At 38.7% G+C, this 17,831-nt stretch carries 17 protein-coding genes; 12 read left to right on the top strand and 5 right to left on the bottom strand.

Annotated features, from left to right (window positions below; genetic code table 11):
• Positions 1-144 precede the first annotated feature (144 nt).
• From ABMA72_RS05270 to ABMA72_RS05260, 3 genes are all read left to right on the top strand, one after another.
• A complete protein-coding gene (locus ABMA72_RS05270; protein ID WP_392856773.1) occupies positions 145-789 on the top strand; it encodes a hypothetical protein in 645 nt (214 codons plus the stop codon).
• The gene (locus tag ABMA72_RS05265) at positions 786-1,538 is read left to right on the top strand and encodes a response regulator transcription factor (RefSeq protein WP_392856771.1); all 753 of its coding nucleotides are present in this window, start codon (positions 786-788) and stop codon (positions 1,536-1,538) included. Before ABMA72_RS05270 ends, ABMA72_RS05265 begins: the two co-directional genes overlap by 4 nt.
• A gap of 105 nt (positions 1,539-1,643) precedes the next feature.
• Complete coding sequence (locus ABMA72_RS05260; RefSeq protein ID WP_393056381.1) at positions 1,644-3,101, top strand: nitrogen regulation protein NR(II); 1,458 nt, start codon at positions 1,644-1,646, stop codon at positions 3,099-3,101.
• Positions 3,102-3,109: 8 nt separating this feature from the next.
• Here ABMA72_RS05260 and grxD read toward each other — a convergent pair whose 3' ends face one another.
• Together grxD and ABMA72_RS05250 are read right to left on the bottom strand one after the other, a co-directional pair.
• The gene (gene grxD, locus ABMA72_RS05255) at positions 3,110-3,499 is read right to left on the bottom strand and encodes a Grx4 family monothiol glutaredoxin (RefSeq protein ID WP_392856768.1); all 390 of its coding nucleotides are present in this window, start codon (positions 3,497-3,499) and stop codon (positions 3,110-3,112) included.
• A gap of 88 nt (positions 3,500-3,587) precedes the next feature.
• Positions 3,588-4,241 carry an alpha/beta hydrolase gene (locus tag ABMA72_RS05250; RefSeq protein WP_393056379.1) on the bottom strand — a complete coding sequence of 218 codons (654 nt, stop codon included), beginning with the start codon at positions 4,239-4,241 and terminating at the stop codon, positions 3,588-3,590.
• A gap of 109 nt (positions 4,242-4,350) precedes the next feature.
• Between ABMA72_RS05250 and ABMA72_RS05245 the strand changes: the two genes are divergently transcribed.
• Positions 4,351-4,986: a 50S ribosomal protein L25 gene (locus ABMA72_RS05245; protein ID WP_392856764.1), complete on the top strand. Its 636-nt coding sequence runs from the start codon at positions 4,351-4,353 to the stop codon at positions 4,984-4,986.
• A gap of 71 nt (positions 4,987-5,057) precedes the next feature.
• The gene (locus ABMA72_RS05240) at positions 5,058-5,504 is read left to right on the top strand and encodes a DUF962 domain-containing protein (RefSeq protein WP_392856763.1); all 447 of its coding nucleotides are present in this window, start codon (positions 5,058-5,060) and stop codon (positions 5,502-5,504) included.
• A 2-nt stretch (positions 5,505-5,506) separates the two neighbouring features.
• On the opposite strand, the gene grxB is transcribed toward ABMA72_RS05240, so the two are convergent.
• Positions 5,507-6,154: a glutaredoxin 2 gene (grxB, locus tag ABMA72_RS05235; RefSeq protein ID WP_393056377.1), complete on the bottom strand. Its 648-nt coding sequence runs from the start codon at positions 6,152-6,154 to the stop codon at positions 5,507-5,509.
• Between the two features lie 82 nt (positions 6,155-6,236).
• Between grxB and ABMA72_RS05230 the strand changes: the two genes are divergently transcribed.
• Positions 6,237-8,123: an MFS transporter gene (locus ABMA72_RS05230; RefSeq protein ID WP_392856760.1), complete on the top strand. Its 1,887-nt coding sequence runs from the start codon at positions 6,237-6,239 to the stop codon at positions 8,121-8,123.
• A gap of 14 nt (positions 8,124-8,137) precedes the next feature.
• Here ABMA72_RS05230 and ABMA72_RS05225 read toward each other — a convergent pair whose 3' ends face one another.
• Together ABMA72_RS05225 and ABMA72_RS05220 are read right to left on the bottom strand one after the other, a co-directional pair.
• Positions 8,138-10,138 (bottom strand): alkyl/aryl-sulfatase, encoded by a 2,001-nt coding sequence (locus ABMA72_RS05225; protein ID WP_393056375.1) that lies wholly within the window; start codon positions 10,136-10,138, stop codon positions 8,138-8,140.
• Between the two features lie 115 nt (positions 10,139-10,253).
• Positions 10,254-12,245, bottom strand: a complete 1,992-nt coding sequence (locus tag ABMA72_RS05220) for a transketolase C-terminal domain-containing protein (protein WP_393056373.1) — start codon at positions 12,243-12,245, stop codon at positions 10,254-10,256.
• Positions 12,246-12,487: 242 nt separating this feature from the next.
• Between ABMA72_RS05220 and ABMA72_RS05215 the strand changes: the two genes are divergently transcribed.
• From ABMA72_RS05215 to ABMA72_RS05190, 6 genes are all read left to right on the top strand, one after another.
• The gene (locus tag ABMA72_RS05215; RefSeq protein WP_392856753.1) at positions 12,488-12,727 is read left to right on the top strand and encodes a hypothetical protein; all 240 of its coding nucleotides are present in this window, start codon (positions 12,488-12,490) and stop codon (positions 12,725-12,727) included.
• A 66-nt stretch (positions 12,728-12,793) separates the two neighbouring features.
• Positions 12,794-14,224 (top strand): aldehyde dehydrogenase family protein, encoded by a 1,431-nt coding sequence (locus ABMA72_RS05210; RefSeq protein WP_392856751.1) that lies wholly within the window; start codon positions 12,794-12,796, stop codon positions 14,222-14,224.
• Positions 14,225-14,242: 18 nt separating this feature from the next.
• Positions 14,243-15,913: a hypothetical protein gene (locus ABMA72_RS05205; RefSeq protein WP_393056371.1), complete on the top strand. Its 1,671-nt coding sequence runs from the start codon at positions 14,243-14,245 to the stop codon at positions 15,911-15,913.
• Positions 15,913-16,632 (top strand): glycerophosphodiester phosphodiesterase family protein, encoded by a 720-nt coding sequence (locus ABMA72_RS05200; protein WP_392856747.1) that lies wholly within the window; start codon positions 15,913-15,915, stop codon positions 16,630-16,632. The genes ABMA72_RS05205 and ABMA72_RS05200 overlap by 1 nt, the downstream gene beginning before the upstream one ends.
• A gap of 8 nt (positions 16,633-16,640) precedes the next feature.
• Positions 16,641-17,291 carry a hypothetical protein gene (locus ABMA72_RS05195; protein WP_392856744.1) on the top strand — a complete coding sequence of 217 codons (651 nt, stop codon included), beginning with the start codon at positions 16,641-16,643 and terminating at the stop codon, positions 17,289-17,291.
• Positions 17,292-17,299: 8 nt separating this feature from the next.
• The gene (locus ABMA72_RS05190; protein WP_393056369.1) at positions 17,300-17,830 is read left to right on the top strand and encodes an NUDIX hydrolase; all 531 of its coding nucleotides are present in this window, start codon (positions 17,300-17,302) and stop codon (positions 17,828-17,830) included.
• Position 17,831: the final 1 nt, after the last annotated feature.

The raw sequence follows: 17,831 nt of genomic DNA, 5'->3' as shown, positions 1-17,831 counted from the left end.
ATATTGTCCAATCTAGTATAAAAAATACTCCTTCTTTCCTCTTTAATTTCAATAGTTTACTGATATGCGTGATTTTTTCCTTTGAATAAGCAATATTTATTGGTATGTAAACAAAATATATATTGAAATAACAGCGCAGGTTCTATGAATAACGAATTGGATAGAGGGGAAGCTTTTAACGAAACGCTAAGAGTTTTATCCCATGATTACTCGGGGCATATGCATTTGATTAGATTTTGTATTGATGAGTTAATGCAGGATCAGGATCAAGAAAACCCTTTTGTGAAAAAATTAAACCAAGGTCTTGAACGCTTTGAGAATGATCTAAATCTTCTTAAGCAATCGACGCCATATTTCTTAGATGAAGAAGTTCCTTTAAGTAAAATTGCTGCAAGGGCCTTCGGTCAAGCACGTATCTACTTAAAGAAACATTATGCAGATTTAACATGGAATATTGAAAACGACTCAACCGTAAAAGGTTGTGAGGCCAATGATTTATGTGAGATCTTGTTCTCTTTTGCCCACTTATTTTCGACTTTAGCAAAAAAAGAAGGTCGCGAAACATTTCATATCACCTTAGAAATTAAAGACGAGTTAAGAAAATTAATTTTTATTAAGTCAGAATTAAACAAATACTTAAGACAAGAGTTAGATTCCATCTTAAACTTAGGTGACGAAAACGAAAAATCATTAAGAAGATATATCGGAATTCATAACTTCTTAGGGAAGGGAAAGGATTACGAAATTCTTGATGGGGACAACAATTTATCGGTGAGGTTTGAATTATGACAATGGCAACGGACAAGGAAATTTGGATTTTAGAGGATGATGAGGGATGTCGTTTTGTTTACGAACAAACGCTCGTTCACCGCTACAACAACTTAAGATTTTTTACTTCAATTGAAGAGTTTCAAAAGGCTCTTTCTAATACAGAAAAGAATCCTGCACTAATAATTGCAGATCTTATGCTTGATGATGGTAACTTTATGACGTACCTAAATCACTCAAAAGATCGTCGCTTAATGGTAATTCCATTTATCATTGTTTCTAGTATTGATGATATCGATGCTCTGAGATTCTGTTTTATGGAAGGTGCACTTGATTACTTAACGAAACCATTTAAGAAAAATGAATTAATCGTTAAGATCGAGAATGTATTTAATGGTAGCCCAAGAAGAATGGTACAACCAATTGCTCACAAGTCGATGCTTCTTGATGGAAAAGAAGTTGAGCACTTAACTAGTAAGCAAAAACAACTTCTGGGATTATTTATTAATTCTCCACATCGCATCGTAAGTCGCGATGATATCTTAGATAATGTTTGGGGCGACACAACTGTTCACCCAAAAACTGTCGATGTTCACTTATATAACCTAAGAAGAAAACTACATGACTATGGTTATATTATTCGTTCAGAAGGTGGCGGTAAGTGGTCACTCATTCCTGATACGTATGAAAAAGCTGCAAGTACAGATGAATCAAATGTTTCATCTAGTAGTAAAGATAGTGAAAACTCAGTATCAGAAAATTCATTATAATTTTTAATATTATAAATCGCCTCTACCACTAATAGAGGCGATTTTATATTTAGAAGAAGTTGATTTAAACCAATTATAGTCAATATGATTGAGACGAGACGCCAAGTGAATAAACCGAATAGTAGCTTCAATAAGGAGCTATTAAATTCGAATATCCATTATTGTCACATCGGTTTTGATGGGGTGTGTACTTACGTCAATGATCTCTATCTTGGTTATGGCCTAAATATTGGAACCAACCTCTTTAAGTATACTCCTGACGACAAAATGGAGTTCTTCCTTAAGCAAGTTGAAAAAGCAAAGAAAGGAGAAGCATGCCACTTCTTTTCTGAGTTCATAAATTTACTAGGGGAGAGAGACCTGTGGGAAATTTGGCTTCAGCCAGGTTACTCTGCAACGGGTAGCGAACCCTCTTATATTGAGGTTTATAGTCGAAATACAAATGCTGGCCCTGAGAATTTCATCTCTACTTTATTTAAAAATTTCTATACCGCAACTGATGATGACTTATTTATTTTAAATAATCAGCTTGTTATCTTAGATATTAATAAGGTGACAAAGCAAGGCCTTGTGGGTGCCAAATTTTCTGAAGTTATTTTTGATGATGAAGAATATCTCTTCTTTTTAAATACTTTTGAACAGGCAAAACGTCTTGATGGTGTTGCTCTTAAAGTAACTCATCCTATTTATCGAAAGCGTCGTTCAAAGAAGCGCTTTTGTCGCATTAGTGTTACCTATATTGTTATTCAAGGTGTTGGCCGTTATATGGTTCAGATTCGTGATGTTCATCAAGAACATACCAATCGTGTCACCCTAAAGATGCAAGAAAAGCAATTTGAAGAATTTGAAAGATGGCGCTCTCTTGGACAAATGTCTGCTGGTATTGCTCATGAAATAAATAATCCATTATGTATTATTCGCATTCAGGCCGAACAGCTAAAAGATCGCTATGCAGGTAAGATCAAAGATTCTGATCCTGGCTACCTAAAGAAATTAGAAAGTATTATTAAGCAAGTCGATCGCATTGAGAATATAGCAAATAGTTTAAAAATCTATTCTCGCTCGTCAAACTCCATCTCAAAAGAAGTTCATAATCTTGATAAACTAATTCAAGATTCTTTAGGACTTTTCCAGGCGCAAACTGGGCGTGAGATATATATCGATTTTAAAAATCCATTTAGTGAACTTGAGGTTGCGTGTAAGAAGAATGAATTCTATCAAGTAGTTCTAAGTCTTCTCACAAATTCGTATCAGGCAGTTCATAAATTCGATAGTCTCGAAAAATGTTGGATTAAAATTTGGGTAGAAGAGTCAATGCTTGATCACTATACCATTTATATTCAAGATGGTGGTGATGGAATCAAGGATAAAGACGTTAAGGATATTTTTACGCCTTTCTTTACAACAAAAGATGTGGGCGAGGGAACTGGGCTCGGTTTAAGTATTTCGAAAAAATTAGCGCTTGAAAATAATATGATTCTTGATTTTGAAAAAGACTTTGAATTTACAACGTTCTCAATATCGCTAGGCCAAAACGTTGTAAGGCCTAGCGTCGATTCTTAAAAAACTAATTAGCTATTTAGAACTTCTTGTAATTGTCCTGATTGGAACATTTCAGTGATAATATCGTTACCACCTACAAGCTCACCCTTGAAATAAAGTTGTGGGTAAGTTGGCCAGTTAGAGTAAGCTTTTAGACCTTCTCTAATATCCATATCTTCTAAAATATTAAATGTCTTATATGGTTTACCTACAGAGTTTAACATTGCAATTGTATTTGCAGAAAAACCACACATTGGCATATCAGGAGTTCCTTTCATGAATAAGAAAAGATCAGCTGACTTAATTAGTGTTTCGATTTGAATATTTAGTTCTTGTGACTTATCAGCACCAGAAACTGCTTCTCCTTGATTAATAGGAGTTGATTCTTTACCAAGAATGTTGAATGGATTATCGCTCATATTGATTCCTTTATTTCCTGAGTTTCAATTTCTTCTATCTTACCTAATAATGGCAGTTTTGGAAATAGCTTAGGGTAAGTGTCGGAAATTAAAGACGCTCATTCAACCAGTTACGCAGCTGAATCACTTCATCGATATCAATTTCATGCTCCATTTCATAGGCATGGAATTGCGCATTAGCTCCCAGGGCCACCAGATGCTCAATTCCTGCTTTCGTTTGATTAATATCAATAACGGGATCAAGACTTCCGTGAGCACAGACAATATCTGTTTCTTTTAGGCAAGTTGACAGCTCTCTTGGGCGTCTTTCCGGGTAGATTCTTGGTGACATGAGAATAATTCCCCCAAGCTTGTGATCAAGCTGGTAGGCCGTCTCAAGGCTAACACAACCACCTTGTGAGAAGCCTCCAATAAATATATCGCTATAATCAATATGCTCATTATTGGTCACGATCTCATCAATGATTTTTGTTAAAACTCTAACACTATTTTCTATTCCTGGAACTGGATTATTAGGTGGAATATCGTACCAACTGTAGCCAAAGTAATACTTTTTTGGGGCATTAAGCAGTAGGTAGCTAAGGCCTGTGACATTAATTTCTTGAGTAAATACTTTGTAAGACTCCAGACTATCACCTAGGCCGTGAAGGATAATCATAACCTTTTGTGAACTCGTTGGAGTGATATCACTTGCGGGTAGATAGAATGAGTCGAGTAGCTGTGTTTTTAAGTCGGTTTTCATAGGAAAAAAATATGTGATTGTGTGTTTTTATTCAAGTTTTATCTAAATTTTTTTTATGAACGGTCGATAGAATACTATCTATTGAATCCACGGAACACAGGAGGAAAATGTGTCAACAACTAGTATTTTAAAAGTTGAAACAAGAAAACCGGGAAGATCAACAACTCAAATGAGAAAAGACGGATATATTCCAGGAACTATTTACGGAAAAGGTTTTGCAGGAGCTCAATTTATGGTTCCAAAGCAAGGTCTTTCAAAGTTTCTACACACTTCAGGAAAAGTATTTGAAGTAGAGTTCGAAGGTAAGAAACACCTTGTAACTCTAGCAGATGTACAAAGAGGACACCTAGGAACGGATTTTGTTCATTGCTCATTCCACAAAGTATCAGCAAAAGAGAAAGTTGTTATTTCTCTTCCAATCCACTTTGTTGGTGAAGCAGTTGGAACAAAAGCTGGTGGTCTAGTTAACTTCAATATGCATGAAGTTGAAGTAGAAGGTCTACCAAAAGATATGCCAGAATCACTAGAATTCGATATCACTGGTCTTGAGCTTGATGGACACTGGTCTCTAGAGCACTTCACTCTACCAACAGGTCTTACTTGGGCACATGAGCCAACTGCATCAGTTGTTTCTTGTCACCTACCAAAAGTAGTTGTTGAGCCAGAAGTTGAAGAAACTGAAATGGTTGTTGAAACTCACGCTGACGCTGAAGCGGCAGAGAAGAAAGAAGAAGCAGCTTCATAATTTTTAAAAAATGATTATGTTATAATGAGGGGAGACCATATGGTCTCCCTTTGTTATTTTGGAGCGATCAAATGAAATCATTAGACACGTGGCTTGAGATGTATGGTGAATCTCACCAGAATAAAACCAATCAACGTATTCATGAAGTATGTGTTCCTCTCATCACTTGGTCTCTCTTAGGAATGCTTTGGTGTATTCCAAGGCCTGCTTTCTTTGGTTATTTTAATTGGGCCTGGGCCTTTGTTATTGTTGCAAGTATCTTTTATCTTTCACTAAAAAATTTAAAGGCCATCAGCATTGCTCTAGGGCTGGTTATTCCCTTCATGCTCTTAACTCAATTCTTCTTCGTGCAACTTCTCGCAGAGTACTTTCTTATTACTTGGATTGTTATCTTTGTTGTCGCCTGGATAGGGCAGTTTATAGGACATAAGATTGAAGGAAAGAAGCCTTCATTCTTTGAAGATCTTCAATTCCTTCTTATTGGACCGATTTGGGTTTTTCTTGGCAAGAAGTCCTAGCGCTAGTTGCGCCAGAAATCTTCGTGATAATTAAAATTCGTTAGCTCTTTCACTTTCTGAAGGTAGATGTGAATTTGTGGTGGGAATTGATATTCTGGAAAGATATACATTCCCCATATATGAGAAGCTAATAGAATATCTAAGATCGTAAACTTATCACTTTCATAAAATGGTAATAGCTTTACTGGAAGCTGAGAAAGCGTTTGGTCAAGGCCGTGTAAGTACTCTGCTTTATTTTGTACAAGTAAGTGAAATGGCCCACGCTTGGCCGACTTCTTATTGATAAAGTATTCTCTCGCTTCAGGAGTGAATTCTTTTGACCACGCCCAATAAGGCATACATAAGTTATGAACGTCTTTTCCAAGTTGATCAAGATAGTCACTAAGAATTTTATAGCTCTCGCTATGAAGCTTTAAAAGATTTAGATCCTTATCGCTGTGATTTGCAAGCGCCTTAATGATATCAAGAGACTCGTTCATGATCTCACCATCAATTTCCATTATTGGTAACATCTTTGTTCCAGTAAGCTCGACAGGTGTCTTCTCATCGTTGTAATCTAGAACAACTGATTCATATTCGATTCCAAAAAAACCAAGTGCCATGCGAACTCTTACACAGAATGGACAGTGGATATAGTGATAAAGTTTCATGTAGATTCCTTTCGGGTTCATGCGTCATTACGTATCAGTAAATAATAGTACAATATTGTTAAGAATTATTTAAGGAAAAACAATGTCATTAGCAATGCTCTATAAAGAAAGAAAATTTTGGCCTCTATTTTGGACGATGTTCCTAGGTGCCGCAAACGATAACGTATTTAAAAATGCTTTAATTATCTTAATTACATATAAGAATGTCTCATTATTTGGACTAGGTGCAGAATCATTAGTTGCCTTTGCTGGTGGAGCGTTCATTCTTCCATATGTTTTGTTCTCTGCAACATCTGGTCAAATATCTGACCACTATGACAAAGCGCAGGTAATTAAAGTTACGAAATATACAGAACTTGCATTCATGATCATTGGTGCAATTGGACTCTTATTAGAAAGTTACGGCGTCTTAATGCTGACACTATTTCTCATGGGTGGTCAGTCCTCATTCTTTTCTCCAGTAAAGTTCTCATCGCTTCGAACAATTTTAAAAGATGATGAGCTAACGACGGGAACAGCACTAATTGGTGGGGGAACTTTCGTTGCGATTCTTATTGGGACAATTATTGGTGGACTTGCAGCTGCTGCTCCTGATGCAACTAGTACGGCAGCATTTGCTATCTTGGCCTTTGCTGTCTTAGGAATCATTTCAGCGCGTTTTCAAAATAAGATTAATGATATCAATGAAGACGTTAAAATCGATTACACTTTTGTAAAGCCAACTTTTAAACTTCTTAGAGACTCGATGAAAGAGAAGAATTCGTTTCGTGCCATGATGGGAGTTTCTTGGTTTTGGTTTCTAGGATCATTTGTTCTTTCAGTTATGCCTGCAATTATTAAAAATGTTTTCTACGGTAGTGAGATGGTAACGAATATTTTTATGGCAACATTCACGGTAGGGATGGGACTAGGGTCTTGGATTTGTTCAAAGCTATCGGGGAAGAGAATTGAAGTAGGGATGGTTCCTGTTGCAGCAGTGGGGATGTCTCTTGCTGTCTTTGATCTTTACTATATCTCAACTCAGTGGCCAATGTCTGTAACGGGAGCACTGATGCCTCCTGCCGAGTTCTTTGCACAACCACTTGCTCTAAGAGCTATTGTTGATCTTCTACTTATTACAATCTTTGGTGGGAACTTCTATATTTCACAATTAACTTTTATGCAGCATAGTGCTCCTCTTGAAAAGCTAGCAAGAACTATTGCGGCCAATAATATTTGGAATGCTATTTTTATGGTTGTTGCGGCCGTCTCAATTATTGTCCTTAATAAGATGGGCTCAACTGCTCTTGATAATCTACTTATTCTTGGTGGACTAAATCTTATCTATGCAGGGATTAGCTACTACTTCTTTCATGAAGAAATGTGGCGTTTTCTTGTGCAGCTTTTTACAACTTTCCTTTACGATATTCAGATCGAAGGTGAAGAGAATATTCCTAAAGAGGGAAGACTTGTGATCGCTGCCAACCATACTTCTTTTGTTGATTGGGGTGTTGTGATGAGCCTTTCTCCAAGACCTATTCGCTGGGTAATTGATCATCGCTATTATAATATTCCGGGGCTTAAACAATTCTTTATGCAAGGACACTTAATTCCAATTGCAACGAGAAAAGAAGACCCTAGAGTACTTGATGAAGCATATTCAAAATTGAATATGACACTAAATGAAGAGCGTTGTGTGGGCTTCTTTCCAGAGGGATGGATCACTCGTGATGGTGAGCCAAGAAGATATCAGCCGGGAATTAAAAAAGTCGTTGAGCAAACTAACGCGCAAGTTGTTCCGATTGTTATTAAAGGCCTTTGGGGAAGTTTCTATTCGTTTTCTGGAAAAGGTGTCTTTAAAGGTATTCGCTGGAATTTTCTAAAACGTAGAAAGATTAGAGTCGTTATTCTTCCTTCGATTCCACCGGAAAATTTCTGTTATAAAGATCTAGAAGAAAAAATGGTCGTTGAATATAAAAAGCCTCTGTAGTACAGAGGCTTTTTTTAAGGTGTCACAATATTAAAGGTATTAGGGAAGGTATCAAGAGTTTCTTTGAGATCATCAAATACTTTCTTGTCTCCACTATAGTTAATATTTTTTTCGTCAAGTTCTGCAAAAGAAACTGCTCCCATGGCAAGCTTAACAAATTGGCCATGCTTTAATGAGATGGATGCATTGTCATCAGAGGCCAGTTGACGATTTTGTTCTTGCGGTTTTTTCATCGAATAATTAAGAACACTATTTCTCAAAGTTAAGTAATACTTTTCATTTCTGTCTGTAATATTTAATTCAAGTGTTAGGTCTGCACCGTTGGCCTTTTCTGAGTTAACTCTTACAGATAGATAATCGAGTAATAATTCAGTATCCATTTGAGAGAGAATTGCAGGGGATGCTGTTGGCGGTGCTGGCATCCCAACTCCATAGCGTAGCTCTTGGGCCCCTTGCACGTAGAAGTTTCTCCAAGTGGCATTTTCAGATTGATAGGCCAGTTGCTCATAAGTGTCAGCAAGCAATTGCTTGGCCTTTACATTCTTTGGTTGAGCGAAGACGAGCTTATTTAGAACTTCAGCAACAAAGCGATATTCTCCGGCCTTATAATCCTTAATGGCCATCTCCAGAACATCTCCAGCTCCGCCCATATAGGCAATGGTCTTCTTTGCTGACTCAACATCGGGAAGTGGGTTAAGGTGTGCCGGGTTTCCATCAAAGAAGCCTAGATACTTATCATAGACCGCTCGTGTGTTATGACTAAGACTTCCGTAGTAGCCACGATTGGCAAAGTTTCTTGCAAGGTTCTTATTGAGCTGAATACTATCTGCAAGCTCAGTGCCTGAGAGTCCTTTGTTTAGACGATTTACAGACTGGTCGTGAATGAATTTATACAAGTCTCTTTGCGAGGCCATGTGAGAGACGACTCGATCATTTCCAAAAGTTGGCCAATGGTGTGAGCCAAAGAGAATGTCGGCCTTGCTATATTTTTCAAGTGCTCTTTGGATATGCTTAGACCACATGAGGCTATCTCTAACTTGAGCACCTCTTAATGTTTGAATATTATGCATCGTATGGCCTAGGATCTCAGCACCGCAAAGGGCATTGTCTCTTGGGAAGTAGGCCATCATCTCTGTCGGGGCCTCGGCACCTGGAGTGAACATAAAGTCGATGGTCACACCGTCCACTAACAAGCTTCTGTCTTTATCAATGGTTGTTGTAGGCTTTGCAATAGCATACTCACCGCTAGGAGTGTAGCTTCCAAGCCCTGTTCCAACTGAGCCTTGTGGCCCAAAATCTAAAGTTCGTGCATACATATACTCAGCACGGCGACTCATGGCCGTTCCTGCAATGACATTTTCACTTACTGATTCGTACACAAAATCTTTTGGTGCAATCACTTGAATCTTGCCACTCTCTAACTCTCGCTTACTGGCCATTCCATAGACGCCACCAAAGTGATCGATATGAGAGTGGGTGAAAATAATTGCAGTGACAGGTAGATTTTCAACATTCTTTCTCACAAGATCTAGTGCTGTTTTGGCCGTCTCTGTTGTCATGAGGGGATCAATAATAATCCAACCTTTCTTTCCTCGAATAAAGGAAACATTAGCAAGGTCAATTCCTCTTACTTGGTAGATATGATCTGAGACGCGAAAGAGCCCATTGATTGATGTTAATTGTGATTGACGCCAAAGGCTTGGATTGACTGTTTCAGGTGGTTTGCCTTGAGTTAGTGAAGGGAATTTGGCCGGATCAAAAATTTCTTTCATTCCATCTTTCGATTTAATTGGCCCTTCAAGTTTGGCAATAAAGCCTTTTTGAGAGTCTTTAAAGTCACGATCATCATCAAAGTTTAATTCTTGTGTAACCGCCTTGTGAGCATCAAGAGTATATCTTGAGGCCGGTTTAGAATCATTTGAAAATGAGTACCTTGAACCACGGGTACAACTTAATAGAGAACTTAGAATTAGAATGGGGACAATGAGATAGAATACTTTCTTGGAATGAAACACGATTCCTCCTTATTATTTATTTAAATTTCTTAAAGGGGATATCGGCTTTTGGTCGGTTATTATGGGCCTAAGAAAGGTAATAAAAAAGGCCTCATTACTGAGGCCCTTCGTTTTATTAGAATTGATTGATCATTGCATCTGCATCAAAGCCAAATTTCTTGTATAGCTCAAGTGCAGTGTATGAAGACTGACCGAAGTGGCCATCATTTCCAAGGGACTTCATATTAAATTCAAGTCCTTCTTGTTTAAGTGCGTGACATAACATCGCACCAGCACCAGCTGTTAGTTGGTGATCTTCAACAGTAACAATTTTATTTCCATTCTTTGCTAGTTGATCTTTAAATGTTTCAACATCAATCTTGTTAATGAATGGGTTATTGATAACAGTAATATTTTTTCCTTTTGCTTCTAGTTCAGTTGCAGCTTTAAGTGCCTGTTGAACAAGTGGACCGTGAGTTACGATGATTCCATCTGTTCCTTGTCTTAGAACTTGAGCTTTTGCCCAACCGTAGCTTCCACCCTCAGTATATGATACTGGGTGCTTTTCACGGCCAAAGAAGAATACTGTTGTTTCAGGTGTTTCACCTTTGTTAACTGCTTCTTCGTATCTCTTAATCGCTTGATACATTAGGCTTTCAGCTTCTTCTTTAGTTGAAAGAGCAATTACTGTTGTATTTGGAATACCTGCAACAGCAGAGAAGTAAGTTGTTGCTTGGTGTGAAGCACCGTCAGCAGCATCTTGGAAGCCTGTGTGTGAGAATAAACAAATCACAGCACCTTGTGAAAGTTGAGACATAATTAAAGGAAGATTTCCTTTTGTGACACCAAATTGTGCAAATGTATCAACAACTGGAATGAATCCTTGTTTTGCCATTCCTACTGCAGTTGAAACCATATTCGATTCTGCAATTCCAATATCAACATAGTGGCCTGGGAACTCTTTGTGGAATCCTGCTACACCAGTTGAGCCTGCAAGGTCAGACGTTACAGAAAATACTGGAAGTCCTTCTTTTGTTGCTTTAATCATTGCGTTGGCAAGACCTGGCTGAACTTTGTCAGAAGGTGCTGAACTCTTTGCTCCTTCTTTAGGAGCTGGCTTTGAAGCTAGGATTTCATTTGCCCAATTCTTGAATTCTTCTGGACAAGTTTCACCGCTATAAATTTCTTCAAGGAAAGAAATAAGTTTTTCGTCGTAAGCTCCAAGTGGGTAACCGTGTCCACCAGACTTCGCTTCTTCAGTTGCCTTCACGCCGTAACCTTTGATTGTCTTGATAACAAGAGCAACTGGCTTAAGCTCATTTGATTTTGCTTTTGCAATATTTTCTTCGATTGCTTGATAAACTCTTTCTAGGTCGTGTCCTTCTTCAACTCTAACAACATCCCAACCCATTTCTCTTAGAGCTAGAAAGCTTCCTTTCATGTCAAAGCTGTCTTCAGTAATACGTCCACCAAGTTTTGTATTATTATCACTGATGATCATAACAAATGGATTCATCTTTCCTTTCTGTGCAAGTCCTGGAATCGCAGCCATGGCCTCACGTGCTTCACCTTCCATACAACCACCATCTGAGATTGTACAAACAGTTACACGATCGTTTCCAATTGCTCTATCTGCAAGAGCAAGACCTTGAGCTTGAGGAAGTCCTGAACCTAGAGGACCGTTAGAAATGAATACACCTTCTGGGTTTAGGTGAGCTTCACCGTGACCAGTAAGTTTAGAAGTTATTGAACGGAAACCTCTTAGGCTTTCGAATGTTAGGCCGTCAAAACCTAGGTTTGCACGAAGAGCATAGATTCCGTTTTCTGCGTGACCAGCATCGTTTACAAAGTTAAATTTCTCAAACCAATTTGGTCCTTGTGAGAACATAATTGAGTGTAGGGCACTCATCATCTCAGCGAAAGCCGCAGGGCCTCCCCAGTGGCAAGCTGCTCCACCAATAACTGCGTGTTGATTCATTAGGGCAACAAGAGCTCTTGTCGCTTTTGGGTCAGCAAGAGTGATTTCTTCTCCCGCTAAGTTATGAATTTTAGTTGCATAAATTGGGGCCGTCGTCGGTGCCGATGCAAGATGATTTTTTACTTTTAATGGGCTGATAGTTGCAGTCATTAACTTCTCCGAATTCGTTGATTTTCAATAACTTATAAAAGGTATCACGAGGGAATTTTTTCTGGCCAGAGAATATTTGCTGACCAAATAGTTTGGCACTTTGGGCCGAATCCGTAAAACGTAAATATCTGAAAATACAGTAACTATAAATTTATTAAGTTTTATTTTAGAATGACGATAAAATCTATAGAAACTGTTGTTAAACACAATTTATCTATTTGAAATAACAAGGGGTGGTAGCGATGTGTGATGCATGTTCAGCTGCAGGGCGTAACTGGTCATTGGCCAACGGACCTCGCAGAAGCAAAATGATTAAAGCAAGATTGTACTCAAGCTTCAATGGTAGAGAAGTTAAAATTAAACTTTGTTACTTATGTTCCATCAAATTATTTATGGGAGGCGAAGAGCTTTTCTTAAAAGATAATCCATCCTTGAATTATGAATTGACCACCCAGCATGCAGGTAGTGAATTCGATTTTTAAGCAATATTAATTGACCCATTATTTTCACAATAGATACAATACCACCTTAAGCAAGGTGGTTTTTTTATGCAAAATTTTTCGCAATTTCGTTCCTCATTTGTGGACGATGAATTTCTTTATGGTGAGAACTCAATAGAAGTCTTAAATAAATACGATCAAAGTATTTTAAATGAAGTGGATCTCTTAGCTTCTTATCAATATGAAAAAGTTATTCAGTCTTCACTTAATGCATTTGAGGAGTTTCAAAATTTCGATAGCGCACAAAGAAGTAAATTACTTTTTAAGCTTGCTGACTTCTTAGAAGAAGAGGTTTCTTTCTTTTCTCATCTAATTTGTCTGGAGGCCGGAAAGCCAATTAGCTATGCAAAGGGCGAGATTGCTCGTTGTGTGGAAACTATTAGACTTGCAGCAGAGAAGGCACGTCATCACAGTAGTGAAACTCCTGATCTTTCTTACGGAGCGGGAGCAGATAAGATGGCCATGGTTCGACACGAACCAGAGGGAATCATTTTTGGTATCTCACCATTTAACTTTCCTCTAAATCTCGCTCTTCATAAAATTGCACCAGCTCTGGCAGTCGGCTGTAGCATTATCGTTAAGCCTTCACCACAAACGCCAATAACTTTACTGGCCTTTGCAAAACTACTTTCACGAGTTGGCTTTCCAAAAGGTGTTGTGAATATTGTGATCTGTGAAGACGAGCTAGCACAAAGATTCTTAGAAGATGAGAGAATCAATGTCTTCTCATTTACGGGAAGTGCAAAAGTTGGTTGGGCCCTTAAGGCCTTAAGTGGAAAGAAGAAGTGTCTTCTAGAGCTTGGTGGGAATGCAGCTGTTATTGTTAATGACGTTGAAGACATGGAGGCCGTGACATCTCAAATTGCTACGGGCTCATTTCTATACTCAGGACAAATTTGTATCTCGACTCAAAGAGTTTTCATTGCCAGTGAGATCTTTGACGAATTCGTGGAGCAATTTCTTGAGCAAGTTGAAACCATTAGTTCAGGTGACCCAAAAGATGAGAGTGTCATTAATGGCCCTGTGATTAATGAGGGGGCACTTGAGAGAATTCACCAGTGGGTGCAAGAGGCCATCTCAAATGGGGCCGAACTTCTATGTGGTGGCCATATTATCGATGAGGACCATCATATCTATGCACCAACGGTTCTAACGAATACTGACTTGGATATGAAGGTGGTTTCAGAGGAGATCTTTGGTCCTGTCGTGATTCTAGAGCCTTATGACTCATTTTCGGAGGCCATTGAGCTTGTAAATGATTCAAAATATGGACTCCAAGCTGGTGTTTTTACGAACAGCTTAGTAAATATGAAGGAAGCAAGTCAACGAATTGATGTTGGAGGAATTATCTTCAATAACGTCCCTGGATTTCGCATGGATGCCATGCCTTATGGAGGGATTAAAGATTCTGGACTTGGCCGTGAGGGGATCGCGTATGCGATGGAAGATTATACTCGCAAGAAGCTAATCTTATTTTAAATTTTAGAGGGAGAGAGGATGAGATCACTACTTTTACTGTTAATTAGTTTACAGGCCTTTTCATACGCACCTAATTGGGGACGTGATGCTAAAATCGAAAAGGGTGAGAATCGAGAAAACCTCTACCAACTTTCTCAAGAAGAGTATGAGCAAGTCACGCAAGATGGACTTAAGCATGCACTGGTCTGGCCAGTAAGTGTCACAGGACTTCTTATTCCATATGAAGCTTTTAATAATTTCTTTGAACTTCGTGATGAAAAATTTGTTAACTTTGTTTTAACAACTCTTGGTGAAAAGAAATTTGGTGTTAATAGTGTTGAGTCTTTCTATCAGTGGCTTGGCCTTAACCCGTATAACGACGAAGATGCGGCCGGGATCTATCGTATTCCTTACCCTGATGGTTATAAACCAGATTACTATATGGGTGCCAGTATTGTTGATACGAAGTGGGGGAAAGGGCTGACTTTTAGTTGTGCCACTTGCCACTCTGCAAGTCTCTTTGGCACATCTGTAATGGGGCTTACAAATAAAACAGTTAAGGCCAATGAGCTTTTTGTAAAAGCGAAGAAGCTACTTCCATTTATTCCAACTAAGACTTTTCAAAAAGTTACGAATGCTACAGATGATGAAGTAGCAATGCTTAAGAGAACAAAGAAGAATATTCATTCTGTTGGTGCTAGTTCACCAATGGTTTTAGGACTTGATACATCTCTTCCACAGGTTGCACTTTCGCTTGCCCACAGAAAGCAAGATGCGTATGCAACGAAGTCGAGACTAAACGAAGTCTTTCCAAGATTTAACCCACTAAAGTCAACTGTTGCTGATTCAAAGCCAATGCCTTGGTGGACACTTAAGTATAAAACTCGTTGGCTATCAGATGGTTCAATCGTTGCAGGAAACCCAATCTTTACAAATTTCTTATGGAATGAGCTTGGGCGTGGAACTGATTTATATGAGCTAGAAAAATGGCTACAAGATAATCCTGAAATTATTAAGGAACTTACTGCTGCGGCCTTCTCGACAAAAGCGCCTCGCATTGATGACTTCTTTGATGTTTCACGAATTGATATTGATGCTGCAAAAAGAGGACAGAAGCATTTTGAAAACCGTTGTCAAAAATGTCACGGAGAGTATCAAAAGAATTGGGACCTTCCATTTTCTGGGCTGATGTCTAAGAGTGAGCAGATTAAAACAAGAAAGCTTATCTATCACGAGAAGACTCCTGTTAAGGATGTTGGAACTGACCCACTTCGCTATCAAGGGACGGCCTACTTTGCTGATGCTTTAAATGAACTTGCGATCTCTAAGTGGATGAAGACAGTGGTTGAGCCACAAAAAGGGTATGTTCCACCTCCACTTAATGGAATCTGGGCCCGTTGGCCATATATGCATAATAACTCAATTCCAAACCTTTGTGAGCTTATGACTCCACCATCAAAACGAGTGAAGGAATTCTATCAGATCCCGGCAGTTGATCCGATGCTAGACTTTGATTTTGATTGTAATGGTTTTCCTGTGGGAATGGATATTCCTGAGGAGAGACGAATTAGAGAAGCATATTACAATACAAAGTTACCTGGACTTTCAAATGCAGGTCACTATAATCGAATCTTTACGGATAAAGAGGGGAACGAACTACTTAGTGAAGAGGACAAATCAGATCTTCGTATGTTCTTAAGAACATTATAATGGCATTCTATCTCGATACTTATATTGCCCATCGTGGTTTACACGACGACAAAAAACCTGAAAATACAATGGCCGCTTTCAAGGCGGCCATTAAACATAATTACGCTATTGAATTAGATGTCCACTTATCAAGTGATGGCCATGTGGTGGTCTTTCACGATGAGACTCTTGAGCGTCTTACTGGCAGCAACGGAAAGGTTTCCCAATACACTCTTGATAGCCTAAAACAACTCTATATCAAAGAAACAAAAGAGAAGATTCCAACCCTTAAGGAAGTTCTGGAGTTGGTAGACGGACAAGTTCCACTCATTATCGAACTTAAGGTTTATGAGCACACTGGTGAGCTTGAGTCTGAAGTGATGAAGATCCTTCAAGGCTATGAAGGGGATTATACAATTCAATCCTTTAATCCATTTACCCTTAAGTGGTTTCGCAAGCACTACCCGGCCGTGATTCTTGGCCTTCTTGTGACAAGAGACTTTAGTGACACGACTCTTAATCCTCTCAAGCAAAAGCTCTTAGAGAATATGACTTTCATTCCTGTGATCAGGCCAGACTATATTGGCCTAGATATCGACACATACTCAAAGGTACAGCTTAGTATCATCAAGCATTTTACTTTTAATAATATTGTCTTTTGGACAGTAAGAACTAAAGAACAAATGAGGACAGCTAAGCGTTTAGGTGCTAATATTATATTTGAAAATATTAAACCTTGAGTTAATTTATGAAAAAAATCGTAATTGCTATAATCATACTTGCCATCGCTGCTGGTGGTTTCTACTTTTTTACATCTCAACAATCAAAAACAGCTAATGGTAATGAGGCCAAGGACGTTATGACTTCTCAAGTTCAAGTCGTGGAATTTGAGGATACGCCAGCGAATAAGATTGCCGCTGGAAATGATGATAGTGCTGAGGCCGTTGAAGCAAGTGGTGATGGGACAAAATTAGAACTCGACGTCGTGGACGATGAGGATCTTGAAAGAAGACTAGAGGCCAAAGAAGAAGAGTTTGATCGTCTTGAAGAGGAGTGGCTGACAAATGTAAAAGAGCTCTTCATTTCTGAACTAGGGCTTACTGAGAAAGAATACAAAGACTATTTGAATATGAGAGAAGGTCTCTTTAATGATAAGGTCTCGGCCTTTGAAGAAATGCATGAGCAGTTAGAAGAGAAGTACGGTGAAAACTATACTTATAATCCAACTGAAGAAGAGATGGCCTTTGATCGCGAAATTCAAAAGAAATATGATGATCTTCTTTTAGAAAAGATCGGAAAGGATGCTTTTATCAAGTATCTTGAATTAAGAGATCGCACAAATGAGAAGATTCTAGAGGCAACAAAACCAAATGATGCCGCCATGCTGATGGAATTCTAGGAGGCAAGATGGAAAAGTGGATTATTAAAGAGAGAAAGAACGTTTACCGCGGCAATATCTTTTTATATGAAACCATTGTTGCAACTCATCCAACGAAACCAATTGGCGCAGGCCCCTATGATATTATCCGTCTTGCTGACTGGGTGAATATCGTTGCCATTACCGAAGATAATAAAGTCGTTCTTGTTAAGCAGTACCGCTTTGGTAAAGACGTCATCACAATTGAAACTCCGGCCGGCGCAGTTGAGCGCGGTGAAGATCCACTTGCTGCGGCGAAGAGAGAGCTAGAAGAAGAGACTGGCTATATCAGCGATGAGTGGGAGAGTCTAAGTCCAGTAAGTGTAAACCCTGCTTTTATGAGCAACACTGCTCACTTCTACCTTGCTAAGAATTGTCGTCCAGACGGAAAGCAAAACTTTGATGAAGACGAAGATATCGAATTAGAACTTGTTCCTGTCGCTGATCTCAAAGAGAAGCTAAAGGAAATCGATCACTCTTTATCTGAGCTTTGTTTAAGTCGATACCTTCTACAGTCTTAAA

The sequence above is a fragment of the Halobacteriovorax sp. CON-3 genome (assembly GCF_043196995.1).
GTDB lineage: Bacteria > Bdellovibrionota > Bacteriovoracia > Bacteriovoracales > Bacteriovoracaceae > Halobacteriovorax_A.
The sequence above is the reverse complement of the archived record's forward strand: the minus strand, read 5'-3'. Positions and strand labels throughout refer to the sequence as shown.